This window comes from Streptomyces sp. NPDC057280 (assembly GCF_042668605.1).
Classification (GTDB): domain Bacteria; phylum Actinomycetota; class Actinomycetes; order Streptomycetales; family Streptomycetaceae; genus Streptomyces.
The window spans coordinates 525733-542899 of the sequence record NZ_JBHUYR010000004.1; the positions used below are offsets into that span (position 1 = coordinate 525733).

The following is a 17167-nucleotide window of genomic DNA, read 5'->3' on the forward strand; positions in this document are numbered from 1 at the left end:
CCGAGGAAAGAGGAGCGCAGTGACGCAGGAGCCGATGGGGGTCGCGGTCGTCGGGGCCGGTTACTGGGGCCCCAACCTCGTACGCAACTTCCAGGCCAGCGACCGGTTCCGGCTGCGCTGGCTGTGCGACCTCGACGTCGACCGGGCCCAGCGGGTCCTCGGCGGCTACTCCACCGTCCAGGCCACCGCCGACTACACGGCCGTCCTCGCCGACCCCGAGGTGGCCGCCGTCGCCGTGGCCACCCCCGCCGGCACCCACCTCGACATCGCCCTGGCCGCCCTGCGCGCCGGCAAGCACGTCCTGGTCGAGAAGCCGCTCGCGGCGACCTACGCCGACGGGATGCGCCTGGTCGAGGAGGCGGAGGAGCGCGGCCTCACCCTGATGTGCGACCACACCTACTGCTACACCCCCGCCGTGGGCCGCATCCGGGACATGGTCCACTCCGGGGAACTCGGCGAGATCCACTTCGTCGACTCCGTACGCATCAACCTCGGGCTGGTCCAGAAGGACATCGACGTCATGTGGGACCTGGCCCCGCACGACCTGTCGATCCTGGACTTCATCCTCCCCGCGGGCGTCGAACCGGTCGCCGTCGCCGCCCACGGGGCCGACCCGATCGGCGCCGGACAGGCCTGCGTCGCCTATCTGACGCTCACCCTCAACACCGGCGCCATCGCCCATGTGCACGTCAACTGGCTCTCCCCGACCAAGGTCCGCACCACCATGGTCGGCGGCGCCAAGCGCACCCTCGTCTGGGACGACCTCAACCCCCTTCAGCGGGTGGCCGTCTACGACCGGGGCGTCGACCTGGCCTCGCCGCAGGAGATCGGCGCGGACGAACGCCGGGACATGCTCGTCTCCTACCGCTCCGGCGACATGGTCGCGCCCGCCCTCGGCGAGAAGGAGGCGCTGCGCAGCATGGTCGACGAGTTCGGCGACGCCATCAGGGAGCAGCGGGCGCCGCTGACCGACGGCAGGGCGGGCCTGCGGGTGCTGGACATCCTCGAAGCCGCCTCCCGGAGCCTCGAGTTCAAGGGCGCGGTCGTCGGCCTGCGCGCCGGGCGTTGAAGCAAGTCACCACACGTGAGAGGGCACAGCAGTTGAGCAGTGTTCGTGGCAAGAAGATCCTGGTCACCGGGGGAGCCGGCACCATCGGCTCCAACCTCGTCGACCTCCTCGCCGAAGGCGGCGCCCGCGAGATCGTCGTACTCGACAACTTCGTGCGCGGGCGGCGCGCCAACCTCGCGCAGGCCCTGCCGAGCGGGGTGGTGGAGGTCGTCGAGGGCGACGTCCGCGACATCGACACCGTGAAGAAGGTGACCGACGGCGCCGACCTGGTGTTCCACCTCGCCGCGATCCGTATCACCCAGTGCGCGGAGGAGCCGCGGCTCGCCAACGAGGTACTGGTCGACGGCACGTTCAACGTCCTGGAGGCGGCGGCCGCGGCGGGCGTGTCCAAGGTGATCGCCTCGTCCTCGGCGTCCGTCTACGGCATGGCCGAGGACTTCCCGACGACCGAGCGGCACCACCCGTACAACAACGACACCTTCTACGGCGCCGCGAAGGCCTTCAACGAGGGCATGCTGCGCAGTTTTCACGCCATGTACGACCTGGACTACGTGGCGCTGCGCTACTTCAACGTCTACGGCCCCCGCATGGACATCCACGGCCTGTACACCGAGGTGCTCATCCGCTGGATGGAACGCATCGAGGCGGGCGAGCCGCCGCTGATCCTCGGCGACGGCACGCAGACCATGGACTTCGTCGACGTCCGTGACATCGCGAGGGCCAATGTGCTGGCCGCCGAGTCGGACCTCACCGACGAGGTGTTCAACGTGGCCAGCGGCACGGAGACCTCCCTGAAGGAGCTCGCCGAGGGCCTGCTGGAGGCCATGGGCGCCACGGGACTTGAGCCGGTGCACGGCCCCGCACGCGCCGTGAACGGCGTGAGCCGCCGCCTCGCCGACACCTCCCGGGCCGCCGAACGGCTCGGGTTCACGGCACAGATCGATCTGCGTACGGGCCTGAAGGACCTGGTCGAGTGGTGGCGCGCGGAGCGGGAGGCCGCCAAGTGAGCACCGACCGCATCCCGGTGATGATCCCGTGGCTCGGCGAGGAGGAGGCCCAGGCCGCCTCCGACGCCGTGCTGTCGGGATGGGTCGCCCAGGGCCCACGCGTCGCCGCCTTCGAGAAGGCCTTCGCCGAACGGGTCGGCGCCGAGCACGGCATCGCCGTCAGCTCCTGCACGACCGCCCTGCACCTGTCCCTCGTCGCCCTCGGCCTCGGGCCCGGTGACGAGGTCGTGGTGCCCTCGCTGTCGTTCATCGCCACCGCGAACGCCGTACGGTACGTCGGTGCCGAGCCGGTGTTCGCCGACGTCGACCTCGCCACCGGCAACCTGACCCCGGCCACCGTGGACGCGGTCCGGACGCCGAGGACCAAGGCGGTGCTGGCCGTTCACCAGGGCGGCGTCCCCGCCGACGTGACCGCCCTGCGGGCCGCCTGCGCCGACTGGGACCTGCCCCTGGTCGAGGACGCGGCCTGCGCGATCGGTTCCACGGTCGGCGGCAAGCCGGTCGGGCACGGGGCGCTGCTCGCCGCCTGGTCCTTCCACCCGCGCAAGCTCGTCACCACCGGTGAGGGCGGCATGCTCACCACCGACGACGCCGAGTGGGCGGCCCGGCTGCGCCGGCTGCGCGAGCACGGCATGAACGCCTCGGCGGCCGAGCGCCACGCCAGCAACAAGCCGGTGCTGGAGAGCTACCTGGAGGTCGGCTTCAACTACCGGATGACCGACGTCCAGGCCGCGATCGGCATGGTCCAGCTCGGCAAGCTCGACGCGATGATCGCCCGCCGCCGTGAACTGGCGGCCCGCTACGACGCGTTGCTGCGCGACGTGCACGGCCTCACCCTCGTACGCGATCCCGAGCACGGGCAGTCCAACTTCCAGTCCTGCTGGGTGCTCCTGGACGAGGACTTCCCCGTCGGCCGCGACGAGCTGCTCGGCGCGCTCGCCGACGCCGGGGTCTCCGCCCGGCGCGGGATCATGGCCGCCCACCTCGAACCCGCCTACGCCGACCACCCGCACGCCCCGCTGCCCGTCACCGAGCGCATCACCCGCGACTCGCTGATCCTGCCGCTGTTCCACACGATGACCGAGGCCCAGCAGGACCGCGTGGTGGCCGCCCTGCGCGAACAGGCCCGGAGATGACCGGACTCGTGATCGTCGGCGCCGGTGGCTTCGCCCGGGAGACCGCACAGGCCGTGCGGGACGCGGGCGAGTTCGAGCTGCTCGGACACCTCGACGACAACCCCGCGCTGCACGGCACCGAGGTGGACGGCGTGCCCGTGCTGGGCGGCGGCGACCTGGTCCACGACCTGTCCGAGGCCCGGGTCGTGGTGTGCGTCGGCAACCCGCGGGACTACGCGGCCCGCGCCCGGCTGGTCCGCCGGTTCGGTCTGCCCGAGGAGCGGTACGCCACCGTCGTCCACCCGACGGCCGCGGTCTCCGGCACCTCGGTGATCGGCCCCGGCTCGGTGCTGCTCGCGCACTGCGTGCTGACCGCCGCCGTGCGCGTCGGCGCGCATGTCTCGGTGATGCCGCACGTCGTCCTCACCCACGACGACGTGATCGAGGACTTCGCGACGCTCACCGCGGGCGTCCGGCTGGGCGGGGGAGTACGGCTGGAGCGGGGGGCCTACGTCGGCTCCGGCGCCCTGGTCAGGGAAGGCACCACGATCGGCGCCTGGTCGCAGATCGGCATGGGCAGCAGCGTGCTCGGCGACGTACCGCCGGGCGAGGTCTGGGTGGGGAGCCCGGCCCGGCGGCTGCGCGAGGCGGGCGCTGCGGCGCTGGCAGAACTTGTGACGCGAACTATGGGGGGACCGGCCACGTGAACAACCAGATTCCGCTCGTGGACCTGAAGGCGGCCCACGAAGAGGTCGCCGAGGAGGTGCGGGCCGGCTTCGAACGGATCCTCGCCCGCACCGCGTTCATCGGCGGCGACGAAGTACGCCAGTTCGAGCGGGAGTACGCCGACTTCGGCGGGGTCGGACACGTCGTGGGCGTCGCCAACGGCACCGACGCCGTCGAACTCGCCCTGCGCGCAAGCGGAGTAGGGCCCGGCGACGAGGTCGTCGTGCCCGCCAACACCTTCATCGCCACCGTCGGTGCGGTCGCCAGGATCGGCGCCCGTCCCGTCCTCGCGGACTGCCTGCCCGACACCCATCTCCTCGATCCCCAGGCCGCGTTGGCCGCGGTCGGCCCGGCGACCCGGGCGGTCGTGCCGGTGCACCTGTACGGCCAGATGGCCGAGGTGGACGCGCTCCGGAGCCAGGTGCCCGACCATGTGACGGTCATGGAGGACGCCGCCCAGTGCCAGGGCGCCACCCACGACGGCCGCACACCCGGCAGCGGCGGCATCGCGGCCACCAGCTTCTACCCCGGCAAGAACCTGGGCGCCTACGGCGACGCCGGGGCCGTCCTCACCGACGACGACTCGGCGGCCGACTTCGTCCGCGCGATCGCCAACCACGGCGGCGTCGCCAAGTACCGCCACGACGTCCCCGGGTTCAACAGCCGCCTCGACGGACTCCAGGCCGTCGTCCTGCGGGCCAAGCTCAAGCGGCTCGCGGACGGCAACGCGGCCCGGCGGGCGGCGGCGGCCCGCTACGACGAGCTGCTCGCCGGGCTCGCCGAGGCCGGCCGGATCCTGCGGCCGGTGACGGCACCCGGCAACGTCCACGTCTGGCACCTGTACGTCGTCCAGGTCACCGACGCCGACCGCGACGCCCTCGTCGGCAAGCTCAACGCCGAGGGCATCGGCGCCGGGGTGCACTATCCCGCCCCCGTCCACCTCACCCCGGCGTACGCCCACCTCGGCCACGAGCGCGGCGACTTCCCCCACGCCGAGAAGGCGACGGACCGCATCCTGTCGCTGCCGCTCTATCCGCAGATCACCCCCGACCAGCAGCAGCGCGTCGTCGAGACGCTCACCGACGCGCTCGCCGGCTGACTGGTCCCCGTTCCACCCCGACCGCACGGGTCGGTCCTGCACAGCACCGCTGAGAGGTACACATGAACAGATGGAGCAGACGGTTCCGGGGCGTGCGCCTGGCCGTCGCAGCAGCATTGATATGGGCGGTGCTCCCACAGGCCGGAACCGCCCAGGCGGCCGCCGATCCGTGCGGATCGGGCTCGAATCCGATCGTCTGCGAGAACTCCAAGGCGGGCAGCCCGTCGACGGACTGGTACTCGCCCAACTCCTACGGTGACATCAAGGGGTTCACCACCAAGGAGAGCGTCCAGGCGGGGGACACCGTCCAGTTCAAGGTCCAGTCGAAGACCTCGTACCGCATCGAGATCTACCGGCTCGGCTGGTACGGCGGTGACGGTGCCCGCCTGATGTCCACGGCGGCGCAGGCGGCGACGACCTATCCCGCCAACTACACGTCCAACCCGGCGAGTTGCACCAAGAAGACCAGCACCGGCCTGGTCGACTGCGGCAACTGGCCCGTGACGGCGAGCTGGACCGTGCCCAGCGACGCCGTGTCCGGCCTGTACATCGCGAACCTGACGCAGACCGACGGCGACGGTCTGATGCCCTACCCGTTCGTGGTCCGCAAGGACTCCAGCACCTCCGACATCGTCGTCCAGACCAGCGACCAGACCTGGCAGGCCTACAACGACTACGGCGGCCAGGACCTGTACGGCGGCGCCGGGCCCGCGCCCGACGGCCGTGCCTACGAGGTCAGTTACAACCGGCCGCTGGACATCGGCGGCGACAACGGCATCTACGGCTCCGAGTACATGATGCTGGCCTGGCTGGAGCGCAACGGCTACGACGTCAGCTACCTGTCCGGCGTGGACGTGTCGACCCGCGGCGAGACCCTGCTGAAGAACCACAAGGTGTACCTGTCCTCGGGGCATGACGAGTACTGGACGCAGGACCAGTACTCCAAGGTCCTCGCCGCCCGGAAGGCCGGAGTGCAGCAGGCCTTCTTCAGCGGCAACGAGGTCTTCTGGAAGACCCGCCTCAGCCCGAGCATCGACGGCGCGAACACCGCCAACCGCACCCTGGTCTGCTACAAGATGACCAAGATGGCGCAGAACAACGGCGTCGCCGACCCCAGCGGCCAGTGGACCGGCACCTGGATGGACCCGACCAGCACCCAGTACGGGCAGTCCTACCAGCCGCCGAACATCCTCACCGGCTCCATGTTCACGGTGAACGGCTACCGCGCCGACGCGATCACTGTCCCCGGCTCGTACGGCAAGAACCGGCTGTGGCGCAACACCTCCATCGCCAACCTGACCTCCAGCCAGACGGCGACCTTCCCGGAGGGCACCCTCGGCTACGAGTGGGACAGCGACATCGACAACGCCACCCGACCCGCCGGGGCCATCGACCTGTCGTCCACGACCGTGGACATCAACGACGGCAAGCTGCGCATGGACTGGGGCAACACCTACGGCAACGGCACCGCCAAGCACAGCCTCGTCGCCTTCCGCGACCAGGACTCCGGCGCCCTGGTCTTCGGGGCGGGGACCGTCCAGTGGTCGTGGGGCCTGACCAATCTGCCGACGTACGACCCGGCGGACCAGGTCGTCACCGAGGACGCCCGCATGCAACAGGCGACGGTGAACCTCCTCGCCGACATGGGCGTCCAGCCGCTGACCCGGCAGAGCAACCTCGTCGCCGCAAGCAAGTCCACCGACACCACCGGCCCGACGATCACCGTGTCCAGCCCCGCCTCCGGGGTCACCGTGCCCGCGCTGAAGCCGGTCACCGTCAAGGGCACCGCCACCGACTCCGGCGGTGTGGTCGCCCGCGTCGAGGTGTCCACGGACGGCGGCACGACCTGGCAGGCCGCGACCGGGCTCGGCTCCTGGAGCTACAGCTGGACCCCGTCGACGCCGGGCTCGGCGTCCATCAAGGTCCGCGCGGTCGACGACAGCGTCAACATCGGTGCCGTCACCACGATCCCGATCACGGTCGGCCCGCAGGCCTGCCCGTGCACCATCTGGCCGGCCACGGCCGTGCCCGGCACCGTCAACGCGGGCGACGGGGGCTCGGTCGAGCTCGGCGTCAAGTTCCGTACCACGGTGGCCGGTTCGGTCACCGCCGTCCGCTTCTACAAGTCGCCCTACAACACCGGAACCCACAAGGGCAACCTGTGGACCAAGGACGGCAAGCTGCTCGCCACGGGCACCTTCACCGGCGAGTCGGCCTCCGGCTGGCAGCAGCTCAACTTCGCCACCCCGGTCACCGTGAAGGCCAACACCACCTATGTCGCCTCGTACTTCGCGCCCAACGGCGGCTACTCCTTCGACACGACCTTCGCCGGCAGCGACGCCGGCCTCGCGCCGCTGACGGCCCTGAAGTCCGGCACCGACGGCGGCAACGGCCTCTACCGCTACACCTCGACGAGCGCCTTCCCGACCTCGGCCGCCTCCGGCAGCAACTACTGGGTCGACGTGGTCCTGGACACCTCCACGGCCAGCACCACCCCGCCCACCGTCACCTCCACCTCCCCGACCTCGGGGGCGACCGACGCCGCGATCACCGCGTCGGTGTCGGCCGTGTTCAGCGCGTCCGTCGACCCCGACAACCTGACGTTCACGCTGAAGGACCCGGACGGCAACACCGTGCCGGGATCGGTGACGCTGCCCGCGGCCAACAAGGCGACGTTCACCCCGTCGACCGAGCTGTCGCTGCACACCAAGTACACGGCGACCGTCCAGGCCTCCGACGTGTGGGGCAACGCCATGACGGACCCGGTGACCTGGTCGTTCACCACCAGCGCCACCCCGCCCGCGGTCACCTGCCCCTGCACCCTGTGGAGTTCCTCCGCGGTGCCGTCCACGACCGACATGACCTCCGACCCCAACTCCCTGGAGCTGGGCACCCGGTTCACGTCCTCGGCGGCCGGCTGGATCACCGGCGTCACCTTCTACAAGGGCGCCGGCAACACGGGCACCCACACCGGCAGCCTGTGGACCGACTCCGGGACCCTGCTGGCCAGCGGCACCTTCACCAACGAATCGGCGACCGGCTGGCAGACGCTGACCTTCGCCACCCCGGTGGCGGTCACCGCTGACACGGCGTACGTCGTCTCCTACCACGCGCCCAACGGCCACTACGCGGTCGACGGCGGCTACTTCGCCTCGGCCCACCAGTCCTATCCGCTGACCGGCACCGCCGACACCACGGCCCACCACAACGGGCTCTACCGGTACGGCGCCGACTCCGCCTTCCCGACCGGCTCCTACGGCTCGGCGAACTACTGGGTCGGCCCGGTCTTCACCGCCACCAACCCCAGCGGGTCGCTGGCGGCGGAGACGGCGTCCGAGGAGGGCGCGTCCACGGTCACCTACACCGCCGACGCGAGGCATCCCCTCGTCATGGCCGTCTCCGACCAGCTCAAGGTGGCGGACGTCGACGCGCGGCTGACCATCCTGAAGGGCACCAAGGCCGCCAAGAAGCTGCATGTCACGGCTGTCGTCTCCTACAACCGCGCCACCCACAAGGTGTCCGTCCATCTGACCGGTCCGCTGCCGGACGGCACGAAGTTCAAGGTCACGGTCACGGCCGAGGACAAGCACCACGCGAAGGTGAAGTCCCACAGCTGGACCCTGACCAGCAAGACCGTCCGCACCAAGAAGAACTGACCGACGAGAACCCACCGGTGGTGGTCTCCCGCGCCCGACGGGGAGACCACCACCGGGGATTGGCTACCCCCACCGATGAGCAGCGTCAGTGTTGTCATCCCGTGCTTCAAGTACGGCCATTTCCTCGCCGACTGCGTGAGCAGCGTTCTGGACGAGAACCCCGGCGTCGACCTCCGGGTGCTCATCATCGACGACGCCTCGCCCGACGACTCGGCGGACGTCGCCCGCAAGCTGGCCGCCTCCGACCCGCGGATCGAGGTGCACGTCCACGAGACGAACAAGGGCCACATCGCCACGTACAACGAAGGCCTGCTGGAGTGGGCCGACAGCGACTACGTGGCCCTGCTCTCCGCCGACGACCGGCTCGTCCCGGGCGCCCTGGCCCGCGCCGCCGCGCTCCTGGACGCCCACCCCGAGGCGGGCTTCGCCTACGGGCGCCCCCTGCGCTTCCAGCACGGCGGTCCGCTGCCCAAGGCCCGTACCCGGAGCACCGGTTCGGTCGTCTACCCCGGCCAGTGGTGGCTGGAGCGGCGCTTCCGGGAAGGCACCGGCTGCATCACCTCGCCCGAGGTCGTCGTCCGCACCGACCTCCAGCGCAAGGTCGGCGGCTACGACCCGGCCCTGCCGCACGCCGGCGACATCGAGATGTGGATGCGGCTCGCCGCCCACGCCGACGTCGGCTACATCCGCGGCGCCGACCAGGCCTTCTACCGCGTCCACGGCAACAACATGTCGACGACCGACTTCGGCGGCCAGCTCGACGACCTGCGCCAGCGCCTGATCGCCTACGACTCCGTGCTCGCCAAGTGCGGCGACCGGCTCCCGCACGCCGACCGGCTCGCCGCCCAGGTCCACACCCGCCTCGCCCGCTACGCGCTGCGCCGCGCCTACCGCGCCTACGACCGGGGCCGCACCGCTGTCGTACCGGTCGACGAGTGCGTGGCGTTCGCCGAGGAGTGCCTGCCCGGCTACCGGACGCTGCCCGAGTACCGCGCCCTGCGGCTGCGCAGAAGGATCGGCCCGAAGGCGATGCCGTACCTCCAGCCGCTGGTGTGGTCGGCCGTGGCCGAACGCGGGCGGGAGTGGCTGTGGTGGGAGTCCTGGAAGCGCCGCGGAATCTGATGCCCGTGAACCACTCAGCCCGCCACCGCGAGCTCCTCCACCGGAAGCGGCTGCTCCGGGGAGCCGTCCTTCCGGCTCCTGCGACGCGACGCGAACTGGTCGAACCACAGCGTGGCCAGCAGGCCGCCGATGCTCCCGAGCAGGGCCGTCCCCGCCAGGGCGCGGGTCCGGGTGCCCTGTACCGGGGCCGCGCTGGGCGCCACCAGGACGGACGCGCTGATCCGCGACCCGGCCGCGATCCCCTGCGCCTCCTGCAGCGCGGTCACATGCCGGGTGTACACGTCGATGACCCGGCTGACCGCCGTGTCCGCCTCCGCGGCGCTCGACCCCTTCACCTGCACCTGGAGCGAGGGAATGAGATAGCGGGGCGTCGCGCTGGTGCCGCTGTTGCGCGGGATCAGCTGGTACGCCCCCTGGACGCCGGCGGCCGCCAGCTCCCTGCGCCCGGCGGGCGACTCCAGCTGCTGGACGACGCCGTACGAGAGCGTGGCGAGCGGCGGTTGCAGGTTCGTCAGCTGGTTCGGCTGGTTCCCCGTGACCGGGGGCTTGAGGACTACCACCGCCGAACTGAGGAACTGCGGGGCGGGATGCAGCACTTGGTACGCTCCGGCGGCCGTCAGCACGAGCGCGAACACCAGCACGTACCAGCGGCGCAGCAGCGCTTCGGCGACCTCACGAGGCGACACAGCAGTGATTCCTTCCGTCGCCAGCGATACTCGCATCAACCGGGGCAAGTCGCCACCGGATCACACGGGTTGCGTCGAGGGGAGGGGTCATGAGCCTCGGTGACCTCCTGGCGATCATGCGCAGGCGCTGGTACTGCATGGTGCCGCTCACCCTGCTCAGCATCCTCGCCGGCGGCTATCTCTTCCGTACCGTCCCCGTGTCCTACGAGTCGCAGAGCTCCGTCACCCTGCTCGACTCCACGGCGATCGCCGAACTGGCGCCGACCTTCGGCAACCCCCTGTCGAACGCCGGGGGATCGCTCGTCGTCACCGCCGACGTGCTGATCAGGACGCTGCAGTCGAGCGACTCGGCCAAGGAGCTGCACTCCCGAGGCGTCACGGACCGCTACACGGTCGGCTTCGCCCCGAACGCCGACAGCCCGCTGCTCACCCTCAGCGTGACCGGCACCGACCGGGCGAAGGTGCTCCGTGAGACCACCACCCTCACGAAGTTCACCGGCGAGCAGCTGAAGGCCCTGCAGGCCGCCTCCAAGGTGCCGTCGGTGTACGCGGTGCAGGCCGCGCCGGTCGTCCTGCCCCAGACTCCGGTCTCGCAGCCCAAGAGCCGCTACCAGAACATCGCGGCGGTCGTCATCGTCGGCATGGTCGCCGCGTTCCTGCTCTCCATCCTGGCCGAGGGCGTCGCGGTGGTCCGCCGCCGGGGCCGCGCCCAGCCCGGATACGTCCCCCGGCGCCACCGGGCCAGTCCCCCCGAGCGCCCCAAGGGCCTGCTGTCGCGGCGCCTGGACGCCACGACGATCCTCACCGGCTATCTCGCCCTGGCCTTCTTCGTCCCCTCGAACCTCACCCTGCCCGCGCTGGGCGGTGTCGGTACACCGGCCAACGTCTTCGCCCTCCTCGGCCTCCTCTGGTACCTCGCGACCTGGCTGGGCGGCCGCATCCTGCCCGCCCGGGGCACGAGGCTGGTGCGCGTGGTGATGTGCCTGCTCGCCGCGGCCGTACTCCTGTCCTACCTCGCGAACGCGAGCAGGGAGAGCAGCCACGAGGAGGTCCTCGGGGCCGACCGCGGCCTCATCGGGCTCGGGGTGTGGGTGGCGCTGGTGGTGCTGGCCTCGGCCGGCATCCAGGAGCGCAGCCGTCTGGAGACCCTGATGCGCCGTCTCGTGGTGATGGGCACGGTGGTCGCGCTGATCGGCTACTACGACTTCTTCGCCGCCACCAACATCGCCGATTCCATCCACATCCCCGGCCTCCAGTCCAGCACGGCCGGCATCAGCGCGATGGACCGCGGCTCCTTCACCCGGCCCCGTTCCACCACGGCCCACCCGCTGGAGTTCGGCGGCATGCTGGCCATCCTGGTCCCCTTCGCCGTCCACCAGGCCTTCGATCCGGTACGACGACACGTGAGCGCGTGGCGCCGCTGGGCACCGGTGGCGATCATGGCGGGCGCCCTTCCGCTGACGGTGTCGCGGACGTCCATCATCGGTGCCTTCATCGTCATCCTGGTGATGGTGCCCCGCTGGAAGCCGCAGCGCCGCTGGGCCGCGATCGGCCTGATCCTGGGCTCGGTGGCCGGCTTCAAGGTGATCATCCCGGGCCTCATCGGCACCATCACGAACCTGTTCGCCAGCTTCCTGTCCAACTCCGACAGCAGCACGCAGGCGCGCACGGTGAAGTACAGCGCGATCGTGCCGTACTTCAACGAACACCCCTGGTTCGGGCGCGGGTTCGGCACCTTCACGCCCGACCTGTACTTCTTCACGGACAACCAGTACATGCTGACCCTGGCCGAGATGGGCGTCCTGGGCCTGATCGCCCTGTTCGCCCTCTTCATCGCCGGCATGCACACCGGCGGCGCCATCCGCCGCCTCGCCCGCACCGAGTCCGACCGCGAACTCGGCCAGGCCTTCCTCGCCTCGGCCCTGGTCGCCCTGGTCATCAGTGCCACGTTCGACGCGCTCAGCTTCCCCATGTACGCGGGGATGTTCTTCCTGGTCCTCGGAGCGGGCGGCAGCTACCTGGGCTTCGTGCGCGACGAGGCGAAGACGATCGCCGAACCGCCCGTCCGGCGTACGCCGACCGAGACCAAGGTCCCCCAACTCGTGGAGTCCCGATGAGCACCGTCGCCGTCATCGTCGTCACCTGGAACAGCGCCGCGGTGCTCCCCGGGTTCCTCGCCGCCCTGCCCGACGGGATGGCGGGGCTGGACTGGCGCCTCGTGGTCGCCGACAACGACTCGGCCGACGACACGGTCGAGGTGCTGAGCACCCTCGCCCCGGAGGCGACGGTCGTCCAGACCGGCCGCAACGCCGGGTACGCGGCCGGGATCAACGCGGCGCTGGACGCGGCGGGGGAGTACGGGGTCGCCCTCATCTGCAACCCCGACGTACGCATGCGGCAGGGCTGCGCCAAACGTCTGGTGGACAGCCTCGGAGGCGGCGTCGGGATCGCCGTACCCCTGCTGTACGAGGAGGGGAGCGACACGCCTCATCGCTCCCTGCGCCGGGAGTCGACCGTGCTGCGGGCGCTCGGCGAGGCCGTCATCGGCAACACCCGGGCCGGCCGCTTTCCGGCCCTGAGCGAGCTGGTGACCGACCCGGCCGCGTACCAGCACCCGACGCGCGCGGACTGGGCGACGGGCGCGTTGATGGCCATTTCCGGGGAGTGCATGGCCGCGTGCGGCAAGTGGGACGAATCCTTCTTCCTCTACTCGGAGGAGACGGAATTCTGCCTGCGGGCACGGGACTTGGGATACGCGACCCAGCTGGAGCCGAGCGCCGAGGCGGTGCACCTGGGGGGCGACTCCCAGGTGTCACCCCGCCTGTGGACGCTGCTCACCTTGAACCGGGTCCGCCTGTACGGCCGTAGGCATGGCCGCGTGTCGACGGCAGCCTTCCGTATGGCGGTCCTGCTCAGGGAGACCTCACGGGCAGTGTTGGGCCGCCCGGCGAGCAGGGCGGCAGCGGCGGCGCTGGTCCGACCGGGGGCCCTGCATGAAACGCCGGGCCCGTGACGCGCCCTTAAGGGGCGCGGGGAACTGCGCGACCAGCCCCCACGCACCCGCAGACGACCTACGGCCGACGTCGGCACACCATCGCAACGAAGTCATGCCCCACCTCAGGAAGTGCAGCGTCCTCCATCGCAAAACACCGCTCCAGCAACTCCAACGTCTCCGGCGACTGATCCCGGAAGTTGTGGGCGATCCCGGAGAACGCGATGTGCAGCAGCGTGCCCCCGTACGGCCGTTCCTCCAGGACCTCGAACTCCCGCCGCAGCCCCGGCAGCAAGGCCGCCGCGTCCACCGCCTCGGAGGGGTCGTCCAGCACCATAGCCATCCGGCTGGGCCGCACGACCCGCCGCTTGATGCGTCCGTCGGCCAGCCGCCGCCGTTCCTCGGGAAGACGCGCGAGAAGCGCGTTCGCCGCGTCGAGTTGCGCGTCGGTCCACTGGAACCGCGTCGGCCCCACGAACTCGTCGATCACGAACAGCCCGTCCGGCTCGATGAGTTCGGCCAGCCGGGGCAACGTCTCGTTGAGATGGTCGAAGTGGTGCAGCGACTGCAGGCCCAGCAGCACGTCGAAGCGCTCACCGTCCGCCGTCATCTGGTTGACGTCCGTGACCCGGAAGCGCAGGACGTCGGCCAGCCCCTCGTCCGCGGCGGCCCGGGTCGCGAACTCGATCCGCTCCGGCGCCACGTCCACCCCCTCCAGCAGGGAGAACGCGCCGGTCTTCGCCCACAGCAGCTCGTTGCCGCCGGTCCCGCAGCCCAGCGACAGCCCGCGCAGATCGGTGCGCGGCGCGAAGTGCTTGGCGGCCACGTACTGCGGGAAGGACACCTCGGCGTCCCCGGTCATCAGCAGATTCCACCGCTTGATCACCGAGGGGATCGCCCACCACTCGGTCAGCGACGGGTCGACCTGGGACCAGTGCTCGACCACCCGGGCCCCGCCCCGCACCCGCAACTTGGCCAGCACCGGGTTGAGTTCGAGTTTGCGCACCTTGCGCAGGAGCCGGTCCGCGTCATGTCTGTTGACCAGGTTGTTCAGCATGCGGTCTCCGTTCTCACGGCGATGAGCGACTTGGGGGCACCGAGCACCCGCTCGCTGAGCAGCACCGACCGCGGGAACAGGTAACGCATCTCGGTGCGGGTGAGCAGCTCGATGTTGATCACGGCGTTCATGGCCGACTCGGGGCTGTCCGGACGGCTGTGGACCAGCGGCCAGCGCCGGACGAGGCGGGCCCGGGCGGCCAGCGGCAGGAACTGGAAGCCGGGTGCCACGAAGTGCGGCTCGACGGGGAAGTAGCGGTACGGTGTCTGGATCCAGTGCAGCGGGGCGAGCTGCTCGACCGCGGCGACGAACTTCTGCCGCTGGCTGTGGCCGCCGACGTGCTCGATGGTCGAGTTGGAGAACACCAGGTCGTAGCCGCCCTGGGCGCTCAGCTCGGCGGCCACCTCCGGGTCGGTGACGTCGGCGTTCTCCGCGGTGATCCAGTCGGGCAGGTCGGTGGGGTGCGCCTCCAGGTTGATCAGGTGGACGTGCTTGGCACGCACCGGCGCCCGCAGCCACATCTCGGCCGTGCCGCCCAGGTCCACGACCCGCATGCCCTCGATGCCGGGGAAGCAGCCCCGGAACCGCTCCCAGCGGGCGACACGCATCCGTTCGCCCAGCGAGCCGGGTGCGTCGACGAACTTGTTTCTGAGGGCGCGGGATCGGGGCATCGGGGCAACCACCTGAGGTCGGAGCGGAACGGTAGGAGGAGTGGAGGGCACGGTCTGTCACCAGTCCGTGTAGAAGCTGGCGGGGTTCACCAGGTACCGCACGGTCGGGTGCGGCACATGCCGCACCCGGTGCCGTCGGGCGTACCGGTGGATGAGCTCCCAGTCCTCCCGGGGCAGCACCTCCGGGGTGCGGCGCAGGCGGCTGAAGTGCAGGGAGCGGGTGCGGCGGGCGACGAAGGCGTTGGTGTCCAGGAAGGATTCGCGGGCGGCGCGGCGCCGGTCGTACGGGACCGACAGGATGTCCTTCTCGCTGCCGTCCGGCAGGACGCGGCGCAGCGCGGTGTAGACACCCGCGGGCGCGTCGGCGGACTCCAGGGCCGCCAACGCGCGTTCCAGATGGTCGGGTTCCCACAGGTTGTCGTCGTCGAGGAAGGCGACGTACCGCGAACGCGTGAGCCGGATGCCGACATTGCGCACGACCCCCGCCACGCCCGTGTTGCGGGCCAGTGAGACCGCGAACAGCCGTGGGTCGTGCGGGAGTTCGGGGAGTCCGGCGCCGTCGTCGACCACGATCACCACCTGGTCGCGCACGGTCTGGGCCAGGGCCGAGCGGACGGCGGCGCGCAGGGCGTCCGGGCGCCGGTGGGTGGCGATGACGGTGGCGACCAGGGCCGAGGGCGGTGTCGGCAGACCGGCCGACAGCCGCCGGACCTCGGCGTCCTCGATCCGGCGCAGCCGCACCGCGGAAGGCGCCAGCAGGACCTTGTTCCTGGCCTCGAAGAGCACCAGCCAGCCGAACACCGCCTTGAGCAGCGTCCACGGCAGCCGCACGACGCGCCTCACGAGGCGGGCTCCGGGGTGACGAGACGGCCGTCGGACAGCCGGTTGTTGCGCCACACGTTCCCCGCGCCCTTGTCGTTCCAGTGCGCGACGACGCCGTAGCCGCCCGAGGCGGGGTGGAACTCCGTCGAGAAGATGTTGTCGGTGACCTTGATCCCGGTGGCGCCCGTGGAACCGCCGTAGAGGGCGTACGCGCCGCCGGCGATCCAGTTGTCGTCGACGGTGACGTTGCGGACCACGCCGACGTCCGCGAACAGGCCGATGCTGCCCGAGGCGCCCTGCTTGAGGCTGGTCTCGTTGAGCAGGGTGTTGTGGCGGATGGTCAGGTGTCCGGTGTTGCCGCCGCCGCTGATCACCGCGTTGGTGTGCTGCCATTCGCCGCCGAGGTTCACGAACGGCGCGATGTCGTGGACGTAGTTGTCGTGGATGTCGCCCTGCCCCATCGACAGGGCGTCGCCGAACACCGAGATGTCGCACCAGCCGACCTCGATGGAGCTGCCGCCCATGTTCGACACCGCGTAGTCCACACCGCCGTTGTCCGGGCCCGTGCCGGGGACGGCGGTGATGGTGGAGTGCAGGACCCGCAGACCGCTGAAGCCGGGGCGCAGGTTGATGCCCCACCAGCTGTCCGAGGTGATCTTGGTGTCGATGATGGTGACGTTGTTCGCGTAGATGTCGAGGGAGCCGGTGATGTCCTGGCCGCGGATGACCGTGCCGTCGGTGCGGATGGTCTTGTAGCCGGTCTTCTTGGGGGTGAGGCGGGTGCGCGGGCCGGTGGTGCGGGCGTCGGGGAAGCCGCAGGCGCCGGGGGAGGCGCAGCCGGTCCGGGCGGCGGGCGTGCCGCTCGGGGCGGGCGCCTTCGCCGACGCGGACGGGCGGGGCGACGGGGACGACGAGGGCGAAGACGAGGCGGCCGGGGTCTTCGTCGCCTCGCCGATCTCGGCCGACGGCGTGGCGCTCGACGCCTTCGGGGAGGCGCTCGTACGGCAGGACGGCTGGTCCTTCGGGCAGCCCGCCGAGGCGGACTCGTCCGATCCCGATCCCGAGCAGGCGGCGCTCGCGACCGTCAGTAAGGCCGCGAGCAGCAGCCCCTGGAGTGAGCGTCGGCGGGTGGGCCGTGACATCGG

The 17167-nt window shown here is 70.9% G+C and carries 14 protein-coding genes; 9 read left to right on the forward strand and 5 right to left on the reverse strand.

What is annotated here, in order from left to right; all coding sequences use genetic code 11:
• Window positions 1–19 precede the first annotated feature (19 nt).
• From ACFUO4_RS26245 to ACFUO4_RS26275, 7 genes are all read left to right on the forward strand, one after another.
• On the forward strand, window positions 20–1069 hold the full coding sequence (locus tag ACFUO4_RS26245) for a Gfo/Idh/MocA family protein (protein WP_383489063.1): 1050 nt from the start codon (window positions 20–22) through the stop codon (window positions 1067–1069).
• A gap of 32 nt (window positions 1070–1101) precedes the next feature.
• Window positions 1102–2076: an SDR family NAD(P)-dependent oxidoreductase gene (locus ACFUO4_RS26250; RefSeq protein ID WP_383489066.1), complete on the forward strand. Its 975-nt coding sequence runs from the start codon at window positions 1102–1104 to the stop codon at window positions 2074–2076.
• Entirely contained in the window at window positions 2073–3212 is a 1140-nt protein-coding gene (locus tag ACFUO4_RS26255) for a DegT/DnrJ/EryC1/StrS family aminotransferase (protein WP_383489069.1), read from the forward strand. The genes ACFUO4_RS26250 and ACFUO4_RS26255 overlap by 4 nt, the downstream gene beginning before the upstream one ends.
• Entirely contained in the window at window positions 3209–3898 is a 690-nt protein-coding gene (locus tag ACFUO4_RS26260) for an acetyltransferase (RefSeq protein WP_383489072.1), read from the forward strand. The genes ACFUO4_RS26255 and ACFUO4_RS26260 overlap by 4 nt, the downstream gene beginning before the upstream one ends.
• Window positions 3895–5016 carry a DegT/DnrJ/EryC1/StrS family aminotransferase gene (locus tag ACFUO4_RS26265; RefSeq protein WP_383489075.1) on the forward strand — a complete coding sequence of 374 codons (1122 nt, stop codon included), beginning with the start codon at window positions 3895–3897 and terminating at the stop codon, window positions 5014–5016. Before ACFUO4_RS26260 ends, ACFUO4_RS26265 begins: the two co-directional genes overlap by 4 nt.
• Before the next feature lie 92 nt (window positions 5017–5108).
• Window positions 5109–8672, forward strand: coding sequence for a DUF4082 domain-containing protein (locus ACFUO4_RS26270; RefSeq protein ID WP_383489078.1), 3564 nt, complete (start codon window positions 5109–5111; stop codon window positions 8670–8672).
• Window positions 8673–8747: 75 nt separating this feature from the next.
• The gene (locus tag ACFUO4_RS26275) at window positions 8748–9794 is read left to right on the forward strand and encodes a glycosyltransferase family 2 protein (protein WP_383489081.1); all 1047 of its coding nucleotides are present in this window, start codon (window positions 8748–8750) and stop codon (window positions 9792–9794) included.
• Window positions 9795–9808: 14 nt separating this feature from the next.
• On the opposite strand, the gene ACFUO4_RS26280 is transcribed toward ACFUO4_RS26275, so the two are convergent.
• A complete protein-coding gene (locus tag ACFUO4_RS26280) occupies window positions 9809–10480 on the reverse strand; it encodes a hypothetical protein (protein ID WP_383489084.1) in 672 nt (223 codons plus the stop codon).
• 89 nt (window positions 10481–10569) lie between these two features.
• Between ACFUO4_RS26280 and ACFUO4_RS26285 the strand changes: the two genes are divergently transcribed.
• The gene (locus tag ACFUO4_RS26285; protein ID WP_383489088.1) at window positions 10570–12597 is read left to right on the forward strand and encodes an O-antigen ligase family protein; all 2028 of its coding nucleotides are present in this window, start codon (window positions 10570–10572) and stop codon (window positions 12595–12597) included.
• Complete coding sequence (locus ACFUO4_RS26290; RefSeq protein ID WP_383489091.1) at window positions 12594–13493, forward strand: glycosyltransferase family 2 protein; 900 nt, start codon at window positions 12594–12596, stop codon at window positions 13491–13493. The genes ACFUO4_RS26285 and ACFUO4_RS26290 overlap by 4 nt, the downstream gene beginning before the upstream one ends.
• Before the next feature lie 58 nt (window positions 13494–13551).
• Here the strand turns inward: ACFUO4_RS26290 and ACFUO4_RS26295 are convergent, their stop codons facing one another.
• From ACFUO4_RS26295 to ACFUO4_RS26310, 4 genes are read right to left on the reverse strand one after another with little or no spacing between them, the layout of a single operon-like run.
• A complete protein-coding gene (locus ACFUO4_RS26295) occupies window positions 13552–14529 on the reverse strand; it encodes an SAM-dependent methyltransferase (protein ID WP_383489094.1) in 978 nt (325 codons plus the stop codon).
• On the reverse strand, window positions 14523–15200 hold the full coding sequence (locus ACFUO4_RS26300) for a hypothetical protein (protein ID WP_079309877.1): 678 nt from the start codon (window positions 15198–15200) through the stop codon (window positions 14523–14525). The genes ACFUO4_RS26295 and ACFUO4_RS26300 overlap by 7 nt, the downstream gene beginning before the upstream one ends.
• A gap of 57 nt (window positions 15201–15257) precedes the next feature.
• Window positions 15258–16043 (reverse strand): glycosyltransferase family 2 protein, encoded by a 786-nt coding sequence (locus ACFUO4_RS26305; protein ID WP_383489098.1) that lies wholly within the window; start codon window positions 16041–16043, stop codon window positions 15258–15260.
• Window positions 16040–17164 carry a hypothetical protein gene (locus ACFUO4_RS26310; protein WP_383489101.1) on the reverse strand — a complete coding sequence of 375 codons (1125 nt, stop codon included), beginning with the start codon at window positions 17162–17164 and terminating at the stop codon, window positions 16040–16042. Before ACFUO4_RS26310 ends, ACFUO4_RS26305 begins: the two co-directional genes overlap by 4 nt.
• Window positions 17165–17167 lie beyond the last annotated feature (3 nt).

Excerpts from the sequence above, each read along its gene's own strand:
- ACFUO4_RS26290 (WP_383489091.1), top strand. The coding sequence starts at position 12,594 with ATGAGCACCGTCGCCGTCATCGTCGTCACCTGGAACAGCGCCGCGGTG.
- ACFUO4_RS26300 (WP_079309877.1), bottom strand. The coding sequence starts at position 15,200 with ATGCCCCGATCCCGCGCCCTCAGAAACAAGTTCGTCGACGCACCCGGC.
- ACFUO4_RS26260 (WP_383489072.1), top strand. The coding sequence starts at position 3,209 with ATGACCGGACTCGTGATCGTCGGCGCCGGTGGCTTCGCCCGGGAGACC.
- ACFUO4_RS26285 (WP_383489088.1), top strand. The coding sequence starts at position 10,570 with ATGAGCCTCGGTGACCTCCTGGCGATCATGCGCAGGCGCTGGTACTGC.
- ACFUO4_RS26295 (WP_383489094.1), bottom strand. The coding sequence starts at position 14,529 with ATGCTGAACAACCTGGTCAACAGACATGACGCGGACCGGCTCCTGCGC.
- ACFUO4_RS26310 (WP_383489101.1), bottom strand. The coding sequence starts at position 17,164 with ATGTCACGGCCCACCCGCCGACGCTCACTCCAGGGGCTGCTGCTCGCG.
- ACFUO4_RS26275 (WP_383489081.1), top strand. The coding sequence starts at position 8,748 with ATGAGCAGCGTCAGTGTTGTCATCCCGTGCTTCAAGTACGGCCATTTC.